Here is a 21,381-nt window from a genome sequence, read left to right as displayed (position 1 = left end):
TTACTCCTCGTTATTCTTTATCTGCCAGGAAATCTTTGGTCTTTACTGTTCCATAAACAGAGGGGTGGAATAATATCTGTCTCCTGAATCCGGAAGGAGAGCCACAATAGTCTTTCCTTTATTTTCCGGGCAGCGGGCAAGCTCAAAGGCTGCATGAAGGGCTGCACCGGAGGAAATCCCCACCAGCACGCCTTCCTTTTTTGCGAGAAGCTTTGCCGCTGCAAACGCATCCTCACTGCCAACCGGGATGATTTCATCATAGATTTCTGTATTTAATACCTCCGGTACAAAACCTGCTCCGATCCCCTGAATTTTATGAGGACCGCCCTTTCCCTCTGAAAGTACAGGAGAATCAGAAGGCTCCACTGCCACGATCCTGATCTCAGGATTTTTAGATTTCAGGTATTCTCCCACTCCGGTCAGAGTTCCGCCTGTGCCTACACCTGCTACAAAAATATCTACTTTTCCTTCTGTATCATTCCAGATCTCAGGTCCTGTTGATGATCTGTGAGCCGCAGAATTAGCCGGATTTACAAACTGTCCGGGAATAAAGGCATCCGGGATTTCTCCTGCAAGCTGCTCTGCCTTTTCAATAGCGCCTTTCATCCCCTTTGCGCCTTCTGTAAGAACAATCTCTGCTCCGTATGCTCTCAGAATATTTCTTCTCTCCACGCTCATAGTCTCAGGCATGGTAAGGATCACCCGGTATCCTTTCACTGCCGCAATAGACGCAAGCCCGATTCCCGTGTTTCCCGAAGTAGGCTCAATGATCACAGAGCCTTCTTTCAAAAGACCTTTTTCCTCTGCATCCTCGATCATTGCTTTTGCCACTCTGTCCTTGACACTTCCGGCAGGATTCAGATACTCCAGTTTCACAAGAACAGATGCCGGAAGAGAAAGCTCTTTTTCAATGTTTACGATTTCTACCAGAGGGGTGTTTCCGATCAGCCCCAGCGCTCCTTTATAAATTTTCGCCATGATCTGCTGCCGCCTTTCCTTTAATTACATACTTATTTTGTATGTTAGTATGATATTATGACTTCCACAAAATGTCAATCCCTGTTTTCAGATGTTTTACTATAACAAAAACTGCCGCAGCTCATATTCTCTTTCCAGAGAAACATAAGCTGCAGCAGTCTTTCAGACAGAGCCCTCGCTTTTCAGCACAGAAACTACTGTTTTTAATAAAATTTTAATATCCAGTCCCAAAGACCAGTTTTCTATGTACTGAGTGTCCAGACGGACAACCTCTTCAAAATCTGTGATATCACTTCTTCCGCTGACCTGCCACATTCCGGTAATTCCGGGTTTTGTTGACATACGGCTTCTGTGATGGAGCTCATACTGCTCCCATTCATCCACTGTAGGCGGACGTGTTCCTACAAGACTCATATCCCCTTTCAGAACATTAAAGAACTGTGGAAATTCATCTAAAGATGTTTTCCGTATAAAGTTTCCAATTCCTTTTGGTTTTCCGTCTTTTCCTTTTTTCTCACTGCCAATGATACGCGGATCATAGTCCATTTTAAACATCAGACCATCCATCTTGTTCTGGCTCATCAGCTCTTTTTTGCGTTCTTCAGCATCCATGTACATACTTCGGAATTTATAGATCTTAAACCGCTTTCCGTTCAGACCAATACGGATCTGTGAAAAGAAAATAGGACCTGGTGATTTCAGGTAAATAATAGGACCGATAATCACTGTAAGTATCAGTGTCAGGATACAGCCTACAAGTCCTCCCGCAATATCCATCATTCTCTTATACAGCAGCTGTTTTGGAGTTGCCACATTGATACTGGATGTCAGTACCGTATAATCTCCTATTCTTTCTGTATATTTTTTTCCACTGAGGGATTTTTCTACTGCACCCAAGCTCAGGTGAACCGTAATTCCCATTACGATCAGATCGTCAATCAGTTTCTGTGGGTAGGGAACGTCATCGCTGAGTTTTACAAACACCTCATCCACCCATTCTCTGACCAGATAATCTTTCACACTGTTTATATTTCCCACAACCGGAATTCCTGAAATACTGCCTTTCGCCTCTGACTGACCCAGAAATGCAATTCCGGTAATTGCAAATTCCTGGATCGGACTGCTGAGAATACGCCGAACTGTCTGTTCAACATCCTCTTTTCGCGCGATCAGGATCATTGAACGCTTATGCTCAAGGTTCACATTATTTTTAAATAATCGCCGTTTTCTGACTATTCGTAAAAGAAAAGCAACCACAAAATATACTGCACCCGTAATAAAATAAGTGATCCTTGAAAAAGCTTCTGACTGCTGTGTCACAAAAAGAGGTACAAGAGAAAGCAGCATAACAAGGCAGACATGCCTTAGCGTTTTTACAAATTCCTCATAATAGCCTCTTCTTAAAATTTCCTCAAAAGACTGATTGATAAAAATTACTGCCAGCTGACACAATACAAAAATAATTGCTTCATTTTGATAAATTTTCTGGCTGTAAGGATTACTTAGTCCATTTCGGATCAGATATGCGATCATAAATGCAATCTGCAGACTGATCATGTCCAGTAAAATAAAATCCCAGTGTTTCAGCCAGCCCTGAGGGGATTTTTTATACATATTTCATACACTCCCAAATATATTTTTCTTTTTATAATATCATAAGTATTATTTTGCTGGATGTCAACTGATTCTTTATACTATTTTTATCCGTTTTTTATATTTTGTTCATTTTTATTTGTATTTTTATCTGAAGGAGCTGCTGTTTTCGTAAAATCCAGTTTTCGGGACATATTATCTGAAAAAATCCTGTATATTCAGCAGCTCCCTCCTTTTTATTTTTTCTGTGCCGATAAAAAAATCATATAATAATACACACCATCCCGCCCTTGCTGTCATTGACGATCTTCTGCATAGTGTCCTGAAGCTTCACCTGGCTTTCCTCTCCAATGGAAGCCAGTTTATTTCGGATTCCGTCCTGTACCAGTTGTTCTATGGATTTGCCAAAAATATTGGTCTCCCAGATACTTTCACCTCGTTGGCCACTCTGTCCGATATACTGGATCAGATCCTGTGCCTGCTGCTCTGTCCCCACAATAGGGGCAATCTCTGTTTCAATATTGGCTCTTATCATATGAATAGACGGACTTTTTGATCGGATCCTGACTCCGAATTTATTTCCCTGTTTCATAACAGCCGGTTCTTCGATCTCGATCTCTTCCAGTTCCGGCACCACCACACCATATCCGGTTCCCCTGACAGCCTCCAGAGCCGACTGAACCTTAACATACTTTTCTTTCATCTGGGAAAGCTCTTTCATCGTATGGATCAGGTCATACTCACTTTCCATGGAAACTCCGCACAGTTCGCTCAAAATCCGATAGTAATACTCGTCTCTGATCTGGATCCGTATTCTGACAATCCCATCAGAAAGCCCTACATAGTCAAGAAGCGTATCCTGTACATAAGGACCTTCCATCTGCACTTTTTCCTTAGTCACATCACGAATATGAGCCAGTTCCTTCATCAGCTTCCTGATCTGCCCCAGAATCTGTGATTTCAGTTCATGGTCAGAAGGGAGCATTTCTACCCACTTCGGCACATAAAACTGAATTTCACTGACAGGAAATTCATACAGCACCTTTTCCAGAATCCTGGCAATATCTTCTTTTTTCAGCTGCTCACAATTAGCTGTAACCGTTGTCACTCCATATTTTTTCTGAAGATTTTCTGCCAGCTGTAATGTTTCTTCTTTATAGGGCATCTGGGAATTTACCAAGATCAAAAACGGTTTTCCCTGTTTTTTTAATTCCCTGACTGTCTTTTCTTCTGCCTCTCTGAAATTCTCACCCGGGATTTCCCCAAAGCTTCCATCCGCTGTGATCAGAAGTCCAATGGTAGAATGTTCCCGGATCACTCTTCCTGTCCCCACCTCTGCTGCCTCATGAAAAGGAATCGCTTTGGAAGACCAGGGTGTTTTCACCATTCTCTCTCTGCCTTCCTCTACATGACCGGAAGCGTCTTTCACCAGATAACCCACACAGTCTATCAGCCGTATCCGCACTTTCTGATCTTCTCCCAGAGTAACAGGAACCGCCTCCCTTGGAATGAACTTCGGTTCCACTGTTGTGATCAGCTTTCCGGAACCACTTAAAGGCAGCTGATCTCTTACTTCTGCCTGCTGCTCTCCACTCATTGCCGGAAGAGCCAGCTGCTCCATAAACCGTCTGATAAATGTGGATTTTCCGGTGCGGACAGGGCCTACAACACCTATGTATATATCACCGCCGGTACGTGCCTGAATATCCCGATAAACCTGAAAATTTTCCATAAAAATGCCCCCTTGCATATATTCACACAATCCCATGTATTGTTATATTTATATGCAGGAGGCATTTTATTCATGTTACTTTTAAGACAAATCTCTGTAATCTGTATGTCTGCTTTTTTACTCTGTGTTTTTCTGTAATTTACGTCAGAACAGGATTTTTAGTAGGCACCTGATTTTATCTGCGGGATGATCATTGATCCCTGTGCTCTGTTTTCAGAGGAACCGCTTCCTCTGCCTGAAATACATAGCCGCAGGAACAAACCGTATCTTCTGTAAGCTTTCCGCGGGAAGTAAAGACTTCCACCTCTTTTCCGCATTTCGGACATACTCTCTCTTCAATAACTGAAGTTCTGTACTGGCTTTCGCATCCATCCATAACTGCCATTTGTTTTTCCTCCTTCGATTAAAAATACAGTTTTTATTACGGCATTTCCCATGCCATCATCTGATTTCAGTATATCCCTGACTGCCGTCTGATGTCAATATTATTTTGGATAATTTTTGTCTTGTTTTAAAACTTTCAAAAATGTCCGGTCCCTTTTATGGGAAAGTTATTTTTCAGTTATCCTGCTTTTCTCTTCTGGCAGAAAGGTACGCTTCCCTTCCCTCTTCATAAAGATTTTTGCCCTCACTGTCAATGATCACAACAAGAGGCATATCCTCCACATAAAGACGCCTTAAAGCTTCTGACTGGAGATCTTCGTAAGCTACCAGTTCCGCTTTTTTTATGCATTTTGCAAGAAGGGCGCCTGCACCTCCGATGGCTCCAAAATAAACTCCCCCATACTTTTTCATGGCTTCTACCACTTCCGGCAGACGGGCTCCTTTTCCAATCATTCCTCTTGCGCCCACAGACATCATAGTCGGAGCATAAGCGTCCATTCTTCCGCTTGTAGTAGGGCCTGCAGACCCGATCACCTGTCCTGGCTTGGCAGGGGTAGGACCTACATAATAAATGGTAGCGTCCTTTGGATCAAAGGGAAGCTCTTCTCCTCTTTCCAGGGCTTCGCACATTCTCTTATGGCCGGCATCTCTGGAGGTATAGATCTCTCCTGTCAGATAAACGGAATCTCCTGCATGAAGGCTTCTTGCCAGTTCTTCTGTAAGGGGTAAAGTAATATGTCGTTCCATTTTAAAGCACCTCCGTCTTATGTCTGGTTACATGGCAGCTGATGTTAATCGCACAGGGCATTCCTGCAATATGTGTGGGCATAGTTTCAATATTTAAGCCTACCGCTGTGGTTCTGCCGCCAAATCCCTGAGGCCCGATTCCAAGTTCATTGATCTTATTAAGCATTTCCTTTTCCAGATCCGCATAGTAAGGATCCTGATTTTCCGAATCCACAGGACGCATCAGAGCTTTTTTGGCAAGAAGAGCCGCCTTGTCAAAGGTTCCTCCAATCCCTACGCCAACCACCATTGGAGGACATGGATTAGGTCCTGCATTTTCTACTGTTTCCAGAATAAAATCTTTAATACCCTGAATACCGGCAGAGGGCTTGAACATACGGATGGCGCTCATGTTTTCACTTCCGAAGCCTTTGGGACCTACGGTGATTTTTATCTGTTCTCCGGGAACGATCTCTGTATAAAGCATCGCCGGAGTATTGTCTCCTGTATTTCCTCTGCGGACAGGATCTTTTACAACTGATTTGCGGAGATAGCCTTTATCATAGCCTCTGCGGACACCCTCGTCTACAGCTTCTCTCAAATCCCCTCCGGCAATATGTACGTCCTGACCGATTTCCAGGAACACACAGGCCATTCCCGTATCCTGGCAGATGGGAACCTGCTCTTTTTCCGCAATTTCGTAATTCTCAATAATATTGTCCAGAACACCTCCGGCAATCTCTCCGCCCTCACAGGCTCTGCAGGTCCGGATCGCCTGTTTCATATCCTCAGGGAGAACCGTATTTGCCTCTATGCAAAGACGTTCAATTACTTCTGTAATCTGTGATGCTTGAATTTCACGCATGATGACACCTCTTTATATGTAGTTTATGATCATTACTTCTTAACTGTAAATAAGCAGCTGTCTGATTCCACACCTTAGGATCTGTCATATACAAACACAGAAAATCACCAAATCCTGTATATAAATCAGACAAATGAGAACTTTGTGTATCTTTTTATTTGCCTATTTACTGTTTCTTTCATTATTCTAACGCAAATAATAGTGTTGCGCAAGAAATATATGAAACTCTCTTCCTTTATACCGGTCATTTCTGCATTCCTTACTGAATGTTTCATCCATCCGTACCGGTTCCTGCCAAAAGGGCAGGCATGAACTGCTCTTTTTACAGTTATGCCCGCCCTTTTTAATCACTCCTTTTAATAAAATTCATTGTGGAGCAGTTCGTGTTCTTTGCCCTTGAGAAGGGTATCGTACAGTTCCACCACAAGAGGATTTTCATCTGATTTCTTAATGATCATTGTATTATCTGCATTGTACAGACCTCTGGCTCTGGCCGCCTTTGTTCGGTCTCCGGCTCTTGTGGGCTGGCCTCCGCCCATAATACAACCGCGTCTGCACGCCATAACCTCGATCAGATGATACTCTGCCTCGCCGTTCTTTACACGTTCCATAACAGTTCTGGCATTGGCAAGTCCGCTTGTCACACAGACCTTAATTTCCATTCCTTTATAGGGAACACTGAATTCCTTGATTCCTTCCTCGCCTCGAACGCCGCACTCAGCGATTTCTCTCATGGCTTCCTTGGTGTGTTCCGGAGTAAGACGTCTTAATACAGCCTCTGTTACACCGCCGGTAACACCAAAGATCACTCCGCCGCCGGAACCAAAACCAAATGGCATATCGCAGGCTTCCGGCTCCAGAGCTGCAAAATCAAGTCCGAAGTTATTGATCATACGGATCAGCTCAGTAGTTGTAATTACAATATCCGTATCCTGCTCTCCCTTTGTAAAACTGTTGGGGCGGATCGCCTCAGCCTTTTTGGCTGTACATGGCATAATGGAAACCATGACTGTTTTTTTGCCCTGAGCATTTTCCGGATCACGGAAATATTCCTTGATCACTGCAGACATCATCTGTTGCGGAGATCTGCAGGTTGATATATTCGGAATAAATTCTTTATACTGGTCTGTAACAAACTTTACCCAGGCCGGGCAGCAGGAAGTAAGAAGAGGAAGATTTTCACCTTTTTCCACTCTCCTTAAAAATTCTGCACTTTCTTCCATAATCGTGAGATCCGCACTGAAGGTTGTATCATAAACTTCATCAAATCCCATGCGGTGAAGCGCATTGACGATTTTTCCCATTACACTGCGTCCCTTGGGCTGTCCGTAATGATCCCCTACTGCCACACGGACCGCCGGGGCAACCTGTGCCACCACGCGTACCTTCGGGTCAGAAAGAGCATCCCACACCTCATCCATATGAGTTTTTATTGAAATAGCTCCTGTGGGGCAGTATACACGACACTGTCCGCAGTTTACACAGTTGGTTTCTGCAATATTTTTGTTAAAGGCAGGCATTACCATGGCCTCTGTACCACGGAAAGCAAAGCCAAGGGCTCCGATTCCCTGAAGTTCCTCACAGGCTCGTACACAGTTACCGCACAGAATACATTTATTGGGATCCCGCACCAGGGACGGTGAGTTGGTATCAAGTTCACGTACCTCTCTTGTATTTTCAAAACGGATATCTCTTACGCCCAGACGATGTGCCAGCTCCTGAAGAATACATTCTCCGCTTTTAATACAGGTAGTACAGTCTCTGCAATGGGCTGCGAGAAGCAGTTCCACAATCAGCTTACGGTATTTTTTAATTCTACCGGAATTGGTGTAAATCACCATTCCGTCTCTCGGCTCTTCAGAGCAGGAAGCAAAAGTCCTGCCTCTGTCATCCTCCACGGTGCACAGACGGCATGCGCCAAAGGTAGAAACCTCGGAATGGTAGCACAGTGTCGGTATATTAATGCCTGCTTTACGGATTACTGTCAGCACATTCTTTTCATCGGTAAATTCAACTTTTCTACCGTCAATGGTCATTGTACCCATAATCGTTCCTCCCTTCTACGCTTCCACATAAACTGCATCAAAGTTACAGTTATCTTTACAAGCTCCGCACTTGATGCAACGGTCATTGTCAATGTGATACGGATGCTTGATCTTTCCGGTGATCGCTCCCACCGGACAGTTCTTGGCGCACTTGCCGCATCCGATACAGAACTCTTCATTAATGTGGAACTGACGAAGGGCTGTACAAACTTTTGCACGGCATTTTTTATCCCGGATATGTTCCTCATACTCATCCCGGAAGCGTTTCAGAGTACTGATGACCGGAAGAGGCGCACTCTTTCCAAGACCGCAGAGAGCCATGCTCTGAACCATGGATGCAAGTTCTTCAAGCTCATCCAGATCTGACATCTTTCCCTGACCGTCAACAATCCTCTCCAGAATCTCCAGCATACGTTTGGTTCCTTCACGGCAGGGAACACATTTGCCGCAGCTTTCTCTCTGAGTAAAACTCATAAAGAAACGGGCCACTTCTACCATACAGGTATTTTCGTCCATGACTACCAGGCCGCCGGATCCCATAATGGCATCCAGTTTTTTTACAGAATCAAAATCAAGGGGCTGGTCAAGCTGCTCATCTACCAGACAGCCGCCGGAAGGACCTCCAATCTGAACGCCTTTAAATGCCGCTCCACTCTTTAACCCTCCGCCAATATCATAAATAATATGACGCAGAGTTGTTCCCATAGGAACCTCGATCAGACCGGTATTTTCAATGGAACCTGTAAGAGAAAACGTCTTTGTTCCCGGACTTCCCTCTGTTCCGATGGTACGGAACCATTCCGCTCCCTGAAGAATGATCTTTGGAACATTTGCATAAGTTTCTACATTATTCAGAACAGTTGGCTTTTCCCACAGGCCTTTTTCTACTGTGCGAGGCGGTTTTACACGTGGCATACCTCTGTTGCCTTCAATGGAAGCGGTCAGAGCAGATCCTTCGCCGCATACAAATGCGCCTGCACCCCGATTAATATGTAAATGGAAATTTATGCCGGAACCCAGAATATTGTCTCCCAGCAGTCCGTAAGACTCTGCCTGTTCGATAGCCATACGCAGTCTTTTTACAGAAAGAGGGTATTCTGCACGCACATAGATATATCCGTTTTCGGCGCCTACCGCATAAGCGGCGATCACCATACCTTCGATCATTTTATAGGGATCGCCTTCCATAACAGAGCCGTCCATAAATGCGCCCGGATCACCCTCGTCACCATTGCATACCACATAACGGGTTGTTTCTTTCTGGCGGGCAACCTGGCTCCATTTCTTTCCTGCAGGGAAACCGGCACCTCCACGTCCTCTCAGTCCGGATTTTGTCACCTCATCAATGACTTCCTGAGGCGTCATGTCAAAAAATGCTTTCGTCATTGCCTGGAAGCCGCCTGCCGCAATATATTCATCGATAGACTCTGCATCGATCCTGCCGCAGTTTTCCAGAACGATACGTGTCTGCTGATTCAAAAACGGAATATCGTCCGGATGCGGACAGATATTATCATGTTCTCTGTAAAAAAGCCGCTCTACCGGCTGTCCCGCGATCACAGTCCGGTCTACAATCTCCTTACAGTCCTCTACCTGTACATGTACATACTGATAATCATATGGCTCGATCCTTACAAGAGGTCCCAGTTCACAAAGACCCTGACATCCTGTTTTTACCACACCAAGATGAGGAATATCTTTCTGCATTTCCACCTGAACTCCATCCAGATCGGCGCAGAGCTTTAACATTTCATCATATATTTTCTGTGCTCCGGAAGCCATGCAGCCAGTGCCGGAACAGACAAGAACACGGCAGGTATAAGTGCTGATCGTATCCTGAGCTTCTTTCTGCTTATTAAGCAGGTCTTCCTTTGAAATAATACTCATGCCTTTTCACCTCTCAGTTCTTCCAACAGCTCCACCGCTTTCTCCGGTGTCATTTTCGGGTGTACTTCATCGTTCACAGTCAGTGTGGGAGCCAGTCCGCATGCGCCCAAGCAGGAAACGGTTTCTACGGTAAACAGCATATCATCAGTGGTATGCTTTTTATGGCTTAAACCCAGTTCCTTCATCATGGCTTCTTTCACAGGCATGGATTTTCGTACATGACAGGCGGTTCCGTCACAGACCTTGATAATATATTTTCCCTTTGGCTCAAAAGAAAAATTCTCGTAAAATGTGGCAACACTGTAGGCCTTTGCCTCAGTCACACCAATCTGTTCTGCCACATAAGTGAGAAGCTCTCCGGGAAGATAGCGATATTCCGCCTGAATATCCTGCATAATAGGAATCAGGGACGCAGCTTTGCGTCCATAATGTTCAATAATCTCGTCCGTCTTTGTGTAATAAGACTGATCTAACATGCATTTCCCTCCTTAATGCTTGTGTCCTTACCTTTCTTTCCTTATATTGGTCATTTTTGCCAGTTACTCATGCTGTAATTATACATGAGTCAAGCAGTTTCCACAAGTATTATCTTTTAATTTTTCTGAATTTTTGCAAATTATATATAAAGTTTGTTATTTTTTAAACATTATTGTTATTTTTACTTCAATTATATATCAGTATTTATCATAATCTCTACAATTTATATCCATTTTACCATCACAGTCCATTCTGATACCGTCTTTCATCATTTTTTGAATAATACAGATGATCCTCCAACCTTTTTTGTGCCTGTAAAAATACAGGATAAATATTGATTTTAAATTTTTTTTCATATATGATTAAAAGAACTGGTAGACAAAATACACGCAAAGGAGATATTGATTATGAGAAACCTGGATACTCCTGTAAAACAGATACGTCATAAAATATTTACAGAAGTGGCTAAAGTCGGATTTGAATCCAAAGATGAAACTCTCATTCATGACATTGAAGCAATCCCCTACTCTATTGTAGAAGAACGGGCACAGTACAGAGAGAGCATTTACCGGGAACGTGCTGTGGCAAGCGAACGTGTACGCCTTGCCATGGGTCTTTCTCTCCGTCCTGAAAACAGGGCAGTCCATCTGACCTCCGGGCTGGAGGCCAGCAATATTGATGAAAAATATTATGAACCGCCTCTTATGCAGGTAATTCCTTCTGCCTGCGCAGCCTGTCCTCCCAACAAATATATTGTCAGCGATATGTGCAGAGGCTGTGTGGCTCATCCCTGTATGCAGGCATGTCCAAAGGGCGCCATTTCCATGGTCAATGGCAAATCCTATATTGATCAGGACAAATGCATCAAATGTGGAAAATGTAAAGCCGTATGTCCCTATGACGCCATCTCACACAATGTCCGCCCCTGTGAGCAGGCCTGCGGTGTCAAGGCCATTGGCAGCGACGAACAGGGTCGCGCAAAGATTCTGGATGATAAATGCGTTTCCTGCGGTATGTGTATGGTAAGCTGTCCTTTCGGAGCTATTTCTGACAAATCTCAGATTTTCCAGCTTGCCCACTCTCTGCGTGAGGGAAATAAGATCATTGCCATTGTTGCTCCGGCTTACATCAGTCAGTTTGGAGAAGATGTAACCCCACGTAAATTTAAAACCGCGCTTGAGATCCTTGGATTTTCCGATGTATATGAAGTGGCTCTGGGAGCAGATATCGGAGCTATTTCCGAGGCTCATCACTATGCAAAAGAAGTAGCTACCGGAAACCTTCCATTTCTTCTGACCTCCTGCTGCCCCTCCTGGTCCATGATGGCAAAGAAATTTTTCCCGGATATGATCGATAATATTTCTCAGGAGCTTACACCTATGGTTGCCACTGCCCGTAAGGTAAAACAGGAGCATCCGGATTCCAAGGTTGTTTTCGTAGGTCCCTGTGCCTCAAAAAAACTGGAGGCTATGCGTACCTCTGTACGAAGTGATGTGGATTTTGTTGTAACCTTTGAGGAGCTTTCTGCCATGTTTGACGCCAGAGAAATTGATCCGGCATCTTTTGAGGGCGAGGAATCTCTGCACAATGCCACTGCTGCAGGACGTGGATATGCTGTTGCAGGAGGTGTGGCAGGCGCCATCGAAGCCTGTCTGAAAGAATACTACCCGGAAGTTCCGGTTCATATCGAACATGCAGAAACACTGGCAGACTGCAAAAAAATGCTGACTCTTGCAAAAGCAGGAAAGCTGAAGGGATGTATGATCGAGGGTATGGCCTGTCCGGGCGGCTGTATGGGCGGCGCAGGAACCAATGTGCCTTTTGCAACATCCTCCAAAGCATTAAAGCAGTATCTTAAAGATTCTTCCAAGAAACTTCCGGAGAAAGAACTGGAAGAAATCAAGCTGGATTAAAACGACTCACGCAGAAGAGTTCTAAGATTGAATACCTCTGCACTCCCCCGGAGCCTGTCTGATGGGAAATAAAAATAAAAAGGTACAGTTTCTTCAGGTATTAAAAGACGAAAATCTTCAAATAACCGAAGCTGCTGTACCTTTTTGTATTGAGATATTTTTGACCGGTCAATGCACAAACCGATTAAAAAAGCTGGATGATCACATATTCTGTTTTATCTAAAAATATGTTTACTTCTGAATCACTCTTCCTTCATATCTTCAAGCAGCTTTATCAGTTTCTCCCCATATCCTTTTCCTGCGGCCCAGCCGCCACCGTCAGGATTTTCCTGGATTCCCAGCCATTCCACATAGGGAGCCGAACCTCTCTTAACCATGTCAAATCTGGAATCTACACAGCTTTCATTTAATTTCTCTGTGCTGGCATAAGCTTTAAGGTGCTGAACCTGAGCCCGGATCCCGGTTCGCACATCCGGATAGGAATTTCCCTGTGCCCCTCCGCCGGTTGTTCCAATACCCGAAAAGTTATACTGGTTTTCCACTGCATCTCCGCCAAACTGAAGCCATCCTGTTTCCAGCATAGCCTGCACATAAACCACCTCTCCACGAACGCCTTCTATTTCTGCCTCTTCCAGGATAATACTGCAGAAATCCTCAATGGTTTCTGCGCCTCCCTCTTTCAAAGAAGCTGGATACTCTGCCCCATTTTCCTCATAAAGAGAAGTCATTTCCTCCAACGTGACCGTGGTGGTTCCCATAATGGTATAATAGCCATAGGTATTATCTGTGGAATCGTCCACAAATCCCGCTGTCCCGGGACCGCTTCTGTAAGAATAGGACGGCTTGCTGATCTTACCTTCTTCTGAGTGATCACTTTCTCTGCCGTTTTTGTTTTCATCCGTCTTTTCTGATATACTCTCTGCGTTTCTGCTTCCCTGCAAAGCTGTATTTTCTTCCTGTGGTTTCATTACAGGCCCCTGGATTTCTGACGGATCAGGCGCTTTATCTGCCAATGCAGAAACAGGCGCCCTGAAAATCAGAGCGCCCGTCAGGGTCAGATACACCCAGAAGAACTTATTCTTCCGAGAAAAAATCATTCATTTACCTTTCTCATTGCTGCTTCTACCACATGTCCAACCAGAACAGATGTTGTAACACTTCCAACTCCGCCCGGTACCGGTGTGATCGCATCTACGATCGGCTCAACTGCTGCATAATCAACATCTCCGCAAAGTTTGCCTTCTGCATTTACATTGATTCCTACATCAATAACAGTCTGTCCTTCTCTTACATAATCAGCGCCTACAACACCTGCGCGTCCTGCAGCCACGATCACAATATCTGCCTCTCTTGTCACAGACGGCATATCAACAGTTCTTGTATGACAGATAGTAACTGTTGCGTTTTTCTTAACCAGCATCATAGCTGCCGGTTTTCCTACTACAAGGCTTCTTCCGATCACAACTGCTTTTTTGCCTGTGCAGTCGATTCCGTAATGATCAAGGATTTCCATGCATGCCTGCGGTGTACATGGCGGGAATCCGATCTTTTTGCCTGTGAAAACACCAGACATAGAAAGGTCTGTCATACAGTCAACGTCTTTTTCTGCAGCAAGTGCATTTTCAATCACTGCCTGATCCAGATGCTTCGGAAGCGGACGGAACAGAAGAACGCCATGGATATGGTCGTCTTTGTTTACTTTGTCGATAGTTGCAAGAAGCTCATCCTGAGAAACATCTCCCGGAAGAAGGATTTTTTCACATGCTACGCCAAGTGTTTCGCAACGCTTGGTAGCGCCTTTCTCATAGGAAATGTCGCTTGGATTCTCGCCTACACGGATAATGCACAAGGTAGGATTTACACCCTTTGCCTGAAGCTCTGCTACATTTGCTTTAATTTTTTCGTTCAGTGCTGCTGTTACTTCTTTTCCCAATAACTGTTTTGCCATTTTTCATTTCCTCCTTAATTATTTCAGTCTTCCGAGAACGCTGTCAAAAGTTTCGTCAGCGATCTTTGTATACTTCTCAAGCATTGCGTCAGCTTTTCTGTTCAGCTCTTCTGCATACGCTCTGTCTGCCATGGATTTTGTGTTTATGTACACATTCAGGCTGGCTCCCTTTAAAGCTGCCTTGCAGAAAGCAGCGCCCACACCTGCGTCGCTGATGGCAAGCTTGGAGCCCTTTGCGCCAAATTCTACGATCAGCTCAATTGCCTCACAACATTTTTCCATGATCTCCATTGGTACGGAGCAGGCATCCTTGAGAACAATCTCCATAACTCTTGCCTTTTCAGCCTTTTCTTCTTCTGTTTCTCTCGGCATTCCATATGCTTTGGAAAGAGGCTCAAACACTTCGGCATCTCTTTCAATGAGACGGAGGAAATCCTTCTGAAGCTGATCGCATTTTGCTTTCAGCTCCCACATTTCATCTTCCACATCCGCATATTTCTTTTTTCCAACTGTCAGGCTTCCCACCATATTTCCCAGCGCAGTTCCCACTGCCGCAACAAGTGCGGAAGCGCCGCCGCCGCCCGGTACCGGTGCCTTGGAAGCCAGTACTTCAACAAACTCTGTACATGTACTTGTTGAAAATCCCATAATTTTACCCTCCTGGTGATGATACACAGCTGATCCCTGCTGTCAAACTGTATTTTTTATCTTAATCTGTTACTTTTCCGTATGCTTTCAGAGCTCCGATGATCACATCTCCCATCACAGCCATGTCCTCCGCCTGAAAGGATACGGGGAAATTATCCGAAAACAGAATCTGAGAGGAAGGCGGAAATTCATCATCCCCCTCCCAGAGAATCATCTGCACCTGATAGTCCGGGTAAATTTCAATTTCATAAGCAAGATCCCCGTGTTTTACAGGCGCTGCCTGAATATGCTCCATAACAGCTTTAAAGTCCTTCAGACGATTTCCATAAGAAAAGGCAAGACGTTTGATGCAGCGTCCGTCAAACTGTCTTAAATACACTTCTCCCCAGGGCATTTCCCTGTAGGTTTTCATTTTTCCGGTTCCATGGGATCTCATTCCTCCCAAAAGGAAACGGATGGTCAGGATCCTGGCATATACCATTTCCTCAAGAGGATAGTAACCTTTCTGATCCTCTTTATGAGTCACACGAAAATCAGGCCAGGAAATGTAATAGACACTTCCCAGAAACGGAAGTTCAAAGCTTTTTTCCGTTTCGTCATAAGGGATGGAAAGACGGCTGGCAATCTCTTTCGGATCTGCTTTCCCGAACTCCTCCAGATAATGCTCCCAGGGCATTCTCTCCTTGCTGTCTTTTTCATATCCCAGTCTGTCGCCTACGGAACCTTCCTCTGACAGACTGACGGATTTTACTTCATTTAAGTCAGAACTCATAGCACACCTCTGTAAAATCTGATTCTTTTCCTGTTCTTATATCCGGAACGGAAAGCCGCACTGTGCTTTCTTTCTGAACCGGATATTTTTATTGTTTTATTCTGCAGACGGAAACAGAGAACTGTCCGTATGAGGAATAAAGCAGGCTCCCACAAACTCATCCATATAAATCGGTACTGTGGAGAGCTCCATATATGTCATATTTGCTGCCAGTTCATATGTCTTTTTCTCCGCAGGAGTAGACAACAGCATCAGGTATGCGCCTGACAGCGAAGAATTTCCAATATAATGGAATTTTTCAAGAGGAATATCCGGAAGCATTCCGATTTTTACTGCGTTGCGCATGTTGATACCGCTTCCGATTCCACCCGCTACATACACATCATCAATCATGGAAACATCAAAGTCCAGTGATGAAAGCATGGTGCGTATTGCTGAGAAGATTGCTCCTTTGGCGCGGATAAAGTTATCAATATCCACCTCTGTGATCTCAACATCCTTGGAAGAACCTGCTTCCTCCTCAAAGGCGATCACATAGCTTCCCATACCATATTTGTCATGACGGATTCTTCTGCCTTCACGGACAAATTTACCTTTTGGATTAATGATCCCTGCTGAAAACAGTTCACTGATCACATCAATGATACCGGAACCGCAAAGTCCCACCGGTTTTGTTCCCGGCTCACCAACCACCTCATAGGAAGGCTCCATAGTCTCCCTGTCAATGGTGCAGGCCTCTATGGCTCCATCAGTTGCACGCATACCGCAGCTGATATCTCCGCCCTCAAAAGCCGGTCCTGCAGAGCAGGCACAGCTCATCATGAAATCAGAGTTTCCAAATACAAGCTCCCCATTGGTTCCAAGGTCGATAAACAGAGAAAACTCCGGTCTGTTCCAGATCATACTGACAAGGGTTCCCGCTGTAATATCTCCGCCTACATAGCTTCCGATATTAGGAGCTATGATGATATGGGCATCCTGATTGATGTCAATTCCAATATCTGACGCAAACAGAGAATTTGTCTTAAAAAATGCCGGAATATACGGCTCCATACGAAGAGGATCGGCATTGATCCCTGCAAAAAGATGGTTCATTGTAGTATTGGCTGCCACGCACATGCGATAAATCTGTTTTTCCGGAAAATGAGCGCTTCGACACATCTCATGGATCATCGGGTTGATCGTTTCTTTGATCACTGCGTCCTGAAGTCTTTCTCTTCCTCCCGGCTTCTCTGCCTCAATAATACGGTTGATCACATCTGCGCCAAAACGGATCTGTCCGTTTCCTGCAGAACTTTTTGCCAGGATTTCTCCTGTTTCCATATTGATCAGAACCGCAGATACGGTTGTAGTACCGATATCCACAGCAAGACCACCGACAACAACCTCTTCTCTGCTGTCAAAAATATCATAAACAAACATGTCGTCCGGGGTTGTACGAAGGACACATTTTACTGTAAAATTGCTTTCTCTCAGAACATCCGGAAGTTTTCTGAGCACTCCATAAGGAATCCTTACACGCTTCAGATTCATAAATTTGCGGAGAGCTCTGGTAAGCCTTTCCACATCCGGCATGGTGTCATCCAGAGTGGGCGGATCCATCTTTACTTCCACAACATCCAGACTGTTCTTTAATTCAATTCCTGCCAGCTCCACTTCCCGCTTGGCATTTTCAAAAATGGCAAGCTCTTCTTTAGAGCTCAGGTCCGCAACCTTCATTCTGCTTTTATAAGCAGAGGCGATATCCGGTACAAGCACTTCCACGTCCGCGATAATTTTGCTCATACAGGCAAGACGCCAGCCATTCTGAAATTCTTCGTCACTAATATGAAGTGTTTTTTTGGTGTTCAGCTCTCCGCATTTGAGCTGCACGCGGCATTTCCCACAGGCGCCATTACCTGAACATGGTGCATCGATCGCCACATTTGCCTCACGTGCGATTTCCAGCAGATTATCTCCTTCATTGGCATACGTCTCTACCACACTGCCATCTTCAAATGCAAATGTTACTTTAAACAAAAAGCAACCACCTTTCTTCTGATATAAAGAAAGGACCGAAGACCGAAGTCTCCAGCCCTCTCTGTGATCCACATGTAAAAATCAGATATCCAGATAAGAATCTGCGTACAGATTGTTATTCTTGATGATATCACAAGACTTAATAGTCTCCATCAGACGAAGATCGTTCGGGTTTACGATTGCGGAGGTAAGTCCCTGCATCATAGCCATAGCTACCATAGCAGAATCCATGATCGGACGGATGTTCTTCGGCATACCATTGGAGTTGTTGGAAAGACCGCCTGTACTCTTCATGCCCATATCAGAGATCATTTTAATGAACTCAAGAACTTCCATCTGTTTGTCCTGCATTCCTTTGATAACCAGGAACAGCGGGTCAAACCACATATCGTTCTCAACATCCATGCCGTGCTCCATACCACGCTCCATCAGTGTCTGCATGAACATCATACGCTCATCATTGTCTTTTGCAATTCCTTCTCCGTTACAGAGAGCAATAACGATAGCATCGTTAGCTGCTGCAAGGTCAACATATTCGATTCTTCCTGCTGCGTCAGCGGAGTTTACGATCGGTTTTCCTTTGGAACGGTTGTATACGGAAATACCAGCTTCAATAGCTGCTACGTTGGAAGTATCCAGTGCCAGCGGAACGTTGTCAAAGTTGCTCTGAAGAAGCTCTACAGCCCATTTCATAAGCTCAGGACCATCGTTCTCAGCAGGTCCGATATTTACATCCAGATAAGTAGCGCCTGCATCAAGCTGCTGTTTTGCTCTTTTAAGGATCGGCTCCGGATCTCTTTCTGTAAACGCTTTGTTTACTGCCGGTGCAGTTGTTGAAAGTCTTTCACCAATTGTGATAAATTTTGACATACCTGTGTTCTCCTTTACGTGGTTTGATACGGACACGGAAGGAAAAATCCCCTCCTGCCCGAAATATATTTATGTGGCTTACGCCTGCATATCTTTTAAGAACTTCACAAGCTGTACTGCTTCTCTTGGACCTACGATGATTTCCCATCCCGGAAGTTTTGCCTCCAGATCGCCTTTCAGAACAGCAACCTTACCCGGGATTACAAGCTTACGGCATTTTACCTTCGGTTCAACCTCTTCTTTGATAAAGGTAGAAATGCTTGTGCTGGAAAACTTGCCTGCCGCCCAGGAGGTAAGTACGGAAAGTCCGCCTGCATCGTTGATCACAAGATTAAGCGGAACACCGGAACGTTCCAGCTCGCCGGATACAACGAAATATGTAAGAGCAAAGTCTACAGTAGTAACTACCAGAGAGTTCTCATCTGCTCCATTCAGCGGGTAAACGCCCGGCTCTACCTTCATTGGCTTCTGCGGATCAGTAAATACGTTCTGACGCAGACCATAAAGCGGAAGTGCCTCTGCATAGGTCATCTGCTCCATAACAATGATGGAACCATATTTCATAGTAAACAGGGAAGCAAGTGCTGCCTGTAAATGTTTGTCACCTTTCGCAATTTTAACAAGATTTACAAGAGACGGATAACCAAAGGTTCTGTCCTGATCTTTAAGAGCTGCACGGCGAACCAGTACAGTATTCTTAAATGTCTCTTTTACATCAGCGCCTGTTGTGTCAAGAACAAGGTTCTTGTTTCCAAGCTTCTCAAGAGCTGCTACTGTGTCATAAAGCTCATTGATATCGCTTCCGGATACTCCAAGAACAACACCTGCCTCAGTTGCAACAGTGTTCATTGCCTCATAGTTGGAAGCGTTCGCACCATTGAGAACCGGTTTGGAGTCCTTACATACTTCAAGAGCAGCCTTAGCGATCTCAGGATCTGTACATCCGAGAACCAGAGTTCTTCCAAGACCTTTTGCTTTTTCTACCAGCGCTGTGTAAGCTGCTGCGTCTGCACCTTCTCCGCAGTTCACATATACAAGCTCAACATGCATTCTCTCTCCGATACGGTCATAATCTACAGTCGGGATCTCAGCAAGTTTAGCTTCTACTTCTGCATCAGTCATATCTGTGCAAAGTGCAACTGCATATCTTGTTTTGCTTACAAATGTTTTTTCATGTCTGAAAAGTACAGTTTCTCCTCCGAGAGTGAACTCACCATCGCCTGTACCAATCTTGATTGTTTTCATCGGCGGAGCAGTTGCCTCAGAAAGAGATGCCAGTGCCTCGTCAGACATATGCGGACACTGCTCAATCTGCATAGCGCCCTGTGCAACTTTCATAGCGAAAGCCATACATGTCGGGCATCCACATTCCTTACAGTTTTTCTTTGGTGTTAATTTGAAGATCTGAATACCATTCAGTGCCATAGCTCTATTTTCCTCCTATTCGTTACGCAAGTGCTTTGATCATCTTGGAAATTGCTTTGATGGATTCCGGATGTCTTAAGATAACAGCATCGGAACCAGCTGCAAGGTCTGCAGCAGCTGTCATAACTTCCATGTCAATTCCACGCTCATCCTGCGGTCCCCACTCAGGCATGTCAGCTTCAGAAGCAGTAGCTTCCTTCACTCCCCATGTCTCTGCGGATACAGGTGTAATAATAGGCATCTGCAGCATATTGTCATTCTGTCCCAGAGCAGCGCCTTTGATACGGTCCATAGTGGAAACTACGTACTCATATCCGTAGCCTGCTGCTGCACTTCCGATATTCATAACGATCTTCTTAGCGTCCACACCAAGCTGTGTGGTAACAACGTTAAGCTGTTTTGCAAGGTTGATATCAACGGCTGACTCTGCGCCTACAATCTGATTGTACGCAAGACCTGCAGCAGCGCCGATTGCTTTGTAGTTTTCTTCTTTTTCGGAAAGAATCAGTGCATTTCTTCCCTCAAGAGCCTCAGCAACCTTAGGGAGAAGTTCCGCATCCTTCTCTACGTTTTTGCAGCCCTCAACAACCAGAGGACAGTCTACAGCCTCAGCAACCTCTTTTACAATTGCGATTAATTCATCAATGGATTTGTTCTCACCATTAGGATCTCCGCCTTCCAGATTCAGTGCAACAAAATCTGCGCCTTCCATAGCAGCAGCTTTCTTTGCGATCTCTCCCATAGTGGTTGCTCCATCATAGTATGCTTTGATTCCCTCGGACATTCCTTCAAGACCCATATCAGAGATCTCTACACCGATTTTGGCACAGTTCTCTGAAGGAGCATCAAAAGTATAGAATGGAAATGTGCTGTCTCCGCCAATAGTCACAGTCTTATCTCCGCTTCCGATTGTCACTGGGTTGATCTTTGCATTAAACTTTTGTGGTTTCTGATTAAACGGCATTTTACATTAGCCTCCTCTTAAAAATTTAAATACATGTTAATTCATGATTTGCTTATTATTATACAACACGATAAAGGCCATTGACAAGACAGACAGCCCCTTTTTCCGTGTTTTTAGTGTTTTATCATCCCACAG

General features: G+C 44.7%; 18 protein-coding genes. 1 reads left to right on the top strand and 17 read right to left on the bottom strand.

Annotated features, from left to right (window positions below; genetic code table 11):
* Nucleotides 1-42: 42 nt before the first annotated feature.
* From cysK to LU279_RS05970, 9 genes are all read right to left on the bottom strand, one after another.
* Nucleotides 43-978 carry a cysteine synthase A gene (gene cysK, locus LU279_RS06010; protein WP_274421625.1) on the bottom strand — a complete coding sequence of 312 codons (936 nt, stop codon included), beginning with the start codon at nt 976-978 and terminating at the stop codon, nt 43-45.
* Between the two features lie 162 nt (nt 979-1,140).
* Nucleotides 1,141-2,592, bottom strand: coding sequence for a sugar transferase (locus LU279_RS06005; RefSeq protein ID WP_274421624.1), 1,452 nt, complete (start codon nt 2,590-2,592; stop codon nt 1,141-1,143).
* A 241-nt stretch (nt 2,593-2,833) separates the two neighbouring features.
* Complete coding sequence (gene spoIVA / locus LU279_RS06000; RefSeq protein ID WP_274421623.1) at nt 2,834-4,303, bottom strand: stage IV sporulation protein A; 1,470 nt, start codon at nt 4,301-4,303, stop codon at nt 2,834-2,836.
* Between the two features lie 190 nt (nt 4,304-4,493).
* Nucleotides 4,494-4,688 carry a hypothetical protein gene (locus LU279_RS05995; RefSeq protein ID WP_274421622.1) on the bottom strand — a complete coding sequence of 65 codons (195 nt, stop codon included), beginning with the start codon at nt 4,686-4,688 and terminating at the stop codon, nt 4,494-4,496.
* A 173-nt stretch (nt 4,689-4,861) separates the two neighbouring features.
* On the bottom strand, nt 4,862-5,434 hold the full coding sequence (locus LU279_RS05990; protein WP_274421621.1) for a Fe-S-containing hydro-lyase: 573 nt from the start codon (nt 5,432-5,434) through the stop codon (nt 4,862-4,864).
* 1 nt (nt 5,435) lies between these two features.
* The gene (locus LU279_RS05985) at nt 5,436-6,278 is read right to left on the bottom strand and encodes a fumarate hydratase (RefSeq protein WP_274421620.1); all 843 of its coding nucleotides are present in this window, start codon (nt 6,276-6,278) and stop codon (nt 5,436-5,438) included.
* A 356-nt stretch (nt 6,279-6,634) separates the two neighbouring features.
* Nucleotides 6,635-8,323, bottom strand: a complete 1,689-nt coding sequence (locus tag LU279_RS05980) for a [FeFe] hydrogenase, group A (RefSeq protein WP_274421619.1) — start codon at nt 8,321-8,323, stop codon at nt 6,635-6,637.
* A gap of 15 nt (nt 8,324-8,338) precedes the next feature.
* Nucleotides 8,339-10,210, bottom strand: a complete 1,872-nt coding sequence (locus LU279_RS05975; protein ID WP_274421618.1) for an NADH-quinone oxidoreductase subunit NuoF — start codon at nt 10,208-10,210, stop codon at nt 8,339-8,341.
* Nucleotides 10,207-10,686 (bottom strand): complex I 24 kDa subunit family protein, encoded by a 480-nt coding sequence (locus LU279_RS05970; RefSeq protein ID WP_138269913.1) that lies wholly within the window; start codon nt 10,684-10,686, stop codon nt 10,207-10,209. The genes LU279_RS05975 and LU279_RS05970 overlap by 4 nt, the downstream gene beginning before the upstream one ends.
* Before the next feature lie 408 nt (nt 10,687-11,094).
* Between LU279_RS05970 and LU279_RS05965 the strand changes: the two genes are divergently transcribed.
* Nucleotides 11,095-12,600, top strand: coding sequence for a 4Fe-4S dicluster domain-containing protein (locus LU279_RS05965; protein WP_274421615.1), 1,506 nt, complete (start codon nt 11,095-11,097; stop codon nt 12,598-12,600).
* Nucleotides 12,601-12,842: 242 nt separating this feature from the next.
* Here LU279_RS05965 and LU279_RS05960 read toward each other — a convergent pair whose 3' ends face one another.
* The 8 genes from LU279_RS05960 to acsD all read right to left on the bottom strand — a co-directional run bounded on the left by LU279_RS05960 (nt 12,843) and on the right by acsD (nt 21,246).
* A complete protein-coding gene (locus LU279_RS05960) occupies nt 12,843-13,697 on the bottom strand; it encodes a glucosaminidase domain-containing protein (protein WP_274421614.1) in 855 nt (284 codons plus the stop codon).
* Nucleotides 13,694-14,548 carry a bifunctional 5,10-methylenetetrahydrofolate dehydrogenase/5,10-methenyltetrahydrofolate cyclohydrolase gene (locus LU279_RS05955; protein ID WP_274421613.1) on the bottom strand — a complete coding sequence of 285 codons (855 nt, stop codon included), beginning with the start codon at nt 14,546-14,548 and terminating at the stop codon, nt 13,694-13,696. The genes LU279_RS05960 and LU279_RS05955 overlap by 4 nt, the downstream gene beginning before the upstream one ends.
* 18 nt (nt 14,549-14,566) lie before the next feature.
* Nucleotides 14,567-15,196 (bottom strand): cyclodeaminase/cyclohydrolase family protein, encoded by a 630-nt coding sequence (locus LU279_RS05950; protein ID WP_274421612.1) that lies wholly within the window; start codon nt 15,194-15,196, stop codon nt 14,567-14,569.
* 61 nt (nt 15,197-15,257) lie between these two features.
* A complete protein-coding gene (locus LU279_RS05945) occupies nt 15,258-15,968 on the bottom strand; it encodes a DUF3786 domain-containing protein (protein WP_274421611.1) in 711 nt (236 codons plus the stop codon).
* A 96-nt stretch (nt 15,969-16,064) separates the two neighbouring features.
* Nucleotides 16,065-17,987, bottom strand: a complete 1,923-nt coding sequence (gene acsV / locus LU279_RS05940) for a corrinoid activation/regeneration protein AcsV (RefSeq protein WP_274421609.1) — start codon at nt 17,985-17,987, stop codon at nt 16,065-16,067.
* A gap of 81 nt (nt 17,988-18,068) precedes the next feature.
* Complete coding sequence (gene acsE / locus LU279_RS05935) at nt 18,069-18,857, bottom strand: carbon monoxide dehydrogenase/acetyl-CoA synthase methytransferase subunit (RefSeq protein WP_274421608.1); 789 nt, start codon at nt 18,855-18,857, stop codon at nt 18,069-18,071.
* Between the two features lie 78 nt (nt 18,858-18,935).
* Nucleotides 18,936-20,282 carry an acetyl-CoA decarbonylase/synthase complex subunit gamma gene (acsC, locus tag LU279_RS05930; RefSeq protein ID WP_274421607.1) on the bottom strand — a complete coding sequence of 449 codons (1,347 nt, stop codon included), beginning with the start codon at nt 20,280-20,282 and terminating at the stop codon, nt 18,936-18,938.
* Between the two features lie 22 nt (nt 20,283-20,304).
* Nucleotides 20,305-21,246: an acetyl-CoA decarbonylase/synthase complex subunit delta gene (gene acsD, locus LU279_RS05925; protein WP_274421602.1), complete on the bottom strand. Its 942-nt coding sequence runs from the start codon at nt 21,244-21,246 to the stop codon at nt 20,305-20,307.
* Nucleotides 21,247-21,381: the final 135 nt, after the last annotated feature.

It is taken from the genome of Blautia sp. XA-2221, from assembly GCF_028767025.1.
In the GTDB taxonomy this organism is placed as follows: Bacteria; Bacillota; Clostridia; order Lachnospirales; family Lachnospiraceae; genus Blautia_A.
The sequence above is the reverse complement of the archived record's forward strand: the minus strand, read 5'-3'. Positions and strand labels throughout refer to the sequence as shown.

Bases quoted from the DNA above. Each gene is read 5' to 3' on its own strand.
- cysK (WP_274421625.1), bottom strand. From the start codon at position 978: ATGGCGAAAATTTATAAAGGAGCGCTGGGGCTGATCGGAAACACCCCT.
- LU279_RS06005 (WP_274421624.1), bottom strand. From the start codon at position 2,592: ATGTATAAAAAATCCCCTCAGGGCTGGCTGAAACACTGGGATTTTATT.
- spoIVA (WP_274421623.1), bottom strand. From the start codon at position 4,303: ATGGAAAATTTTCAGGTTTATCGGGATATTCAGGCACGTACCGGCGGT.
- LU279_RS05995 (WP_274421622.1), bottom strand. From the start codon at position 4,688: ATGGCAGTTATGGATGGATGCGAAAGCCAGTACAGAACTTCAGTTATT.
- LU279_RS05990 (WP_274421621.1), bottom strand. From the start codon at position 5,434: ATGGAACGACATATTACTTTACCCCTTACAGAAGAACTGGCAAGAAGC.
- LU279_RS05985 (WP_274421620.1), bottom strand. From the start codon at position 6,278: ATGCGTGAAATTCAAGCATCACAGATTACAGAAGTAATTGAACGTCTT.
- LU279_RS05980 (WP_274421619.1), bottom strand. From the start codon at position 8,323: ATGGGTACAATGACCATTGACGGTAGAAAAGTTGAATTTACCGATGAA.
- LU279_RS05975 (WP_274421618.1), bottom strand. From the start codon at position 10,210: ATGAGTATTATTTCAAAGGAAGACCTGCTTAATAAGCAGAAAGAAGCT.
- LU279_RS05970 (WP_138269913.1), bottom strand. From the start codon at position 10,686: ATGTTAGATCAGTCTTATTACACAAAGACGGACGAGATTATTGAACAT.
- LU279_RS05965 (WP_274421615.1), top strand. From the start codon at position 11,095: ATGAGAAACCTGGATACTCCTGTAAAACAGATACGTCATAAAATATTT.
- LU279_RS05960 (WP_274421614.1), bottom strand. From the start codon at position 13,697: ATGATTTTTTCTCGGAAGAATAAGTTCTTCTGGGTGTATCTGACCCTG.
- LU279_RS05955 (WP_274421613.1), bottom strand. From the start codon at position 14,548: ATGGCAAAACAGTTATTGGGAAAAGAAGTAACAGCAGCACTGAACGAA.
- LU279_RS05950 (WP_274421612.1), bottom strand. From the start codon at position 15,196: ATGGGATTTTCAACAAGTACATGTACAGAGTTTGTTGAAGTACTGGCT.
- LU279_RS05945 (WP_274421611.1), bottom strand. From the start codon at position 15,968: ATGAGTTCTGACTTAAATGAAGTAAAATCCGTCAGTCTGTCAGAGGAA.
- acsE (WP_274421608.1), bottom strand. From the start codon at position 18,857: ATGTCAAAATTTATCACAATTGGTGAAAGACTTTCAACAACTGCACCG.
- acsC (WP_274421607.1), bottom strand. From the start codon at position 20,282: ATGGCACTGAATGGTATTCAGATCTTCAAATTAACACCAAAGAAAAAC.
- acsD (WP_274421602.1), bottom strand. From the start codon at position 21,246: ATGCCGTTTAATCAGAAACCACAAAAGTTTAATGCAAAGATCAACCCA.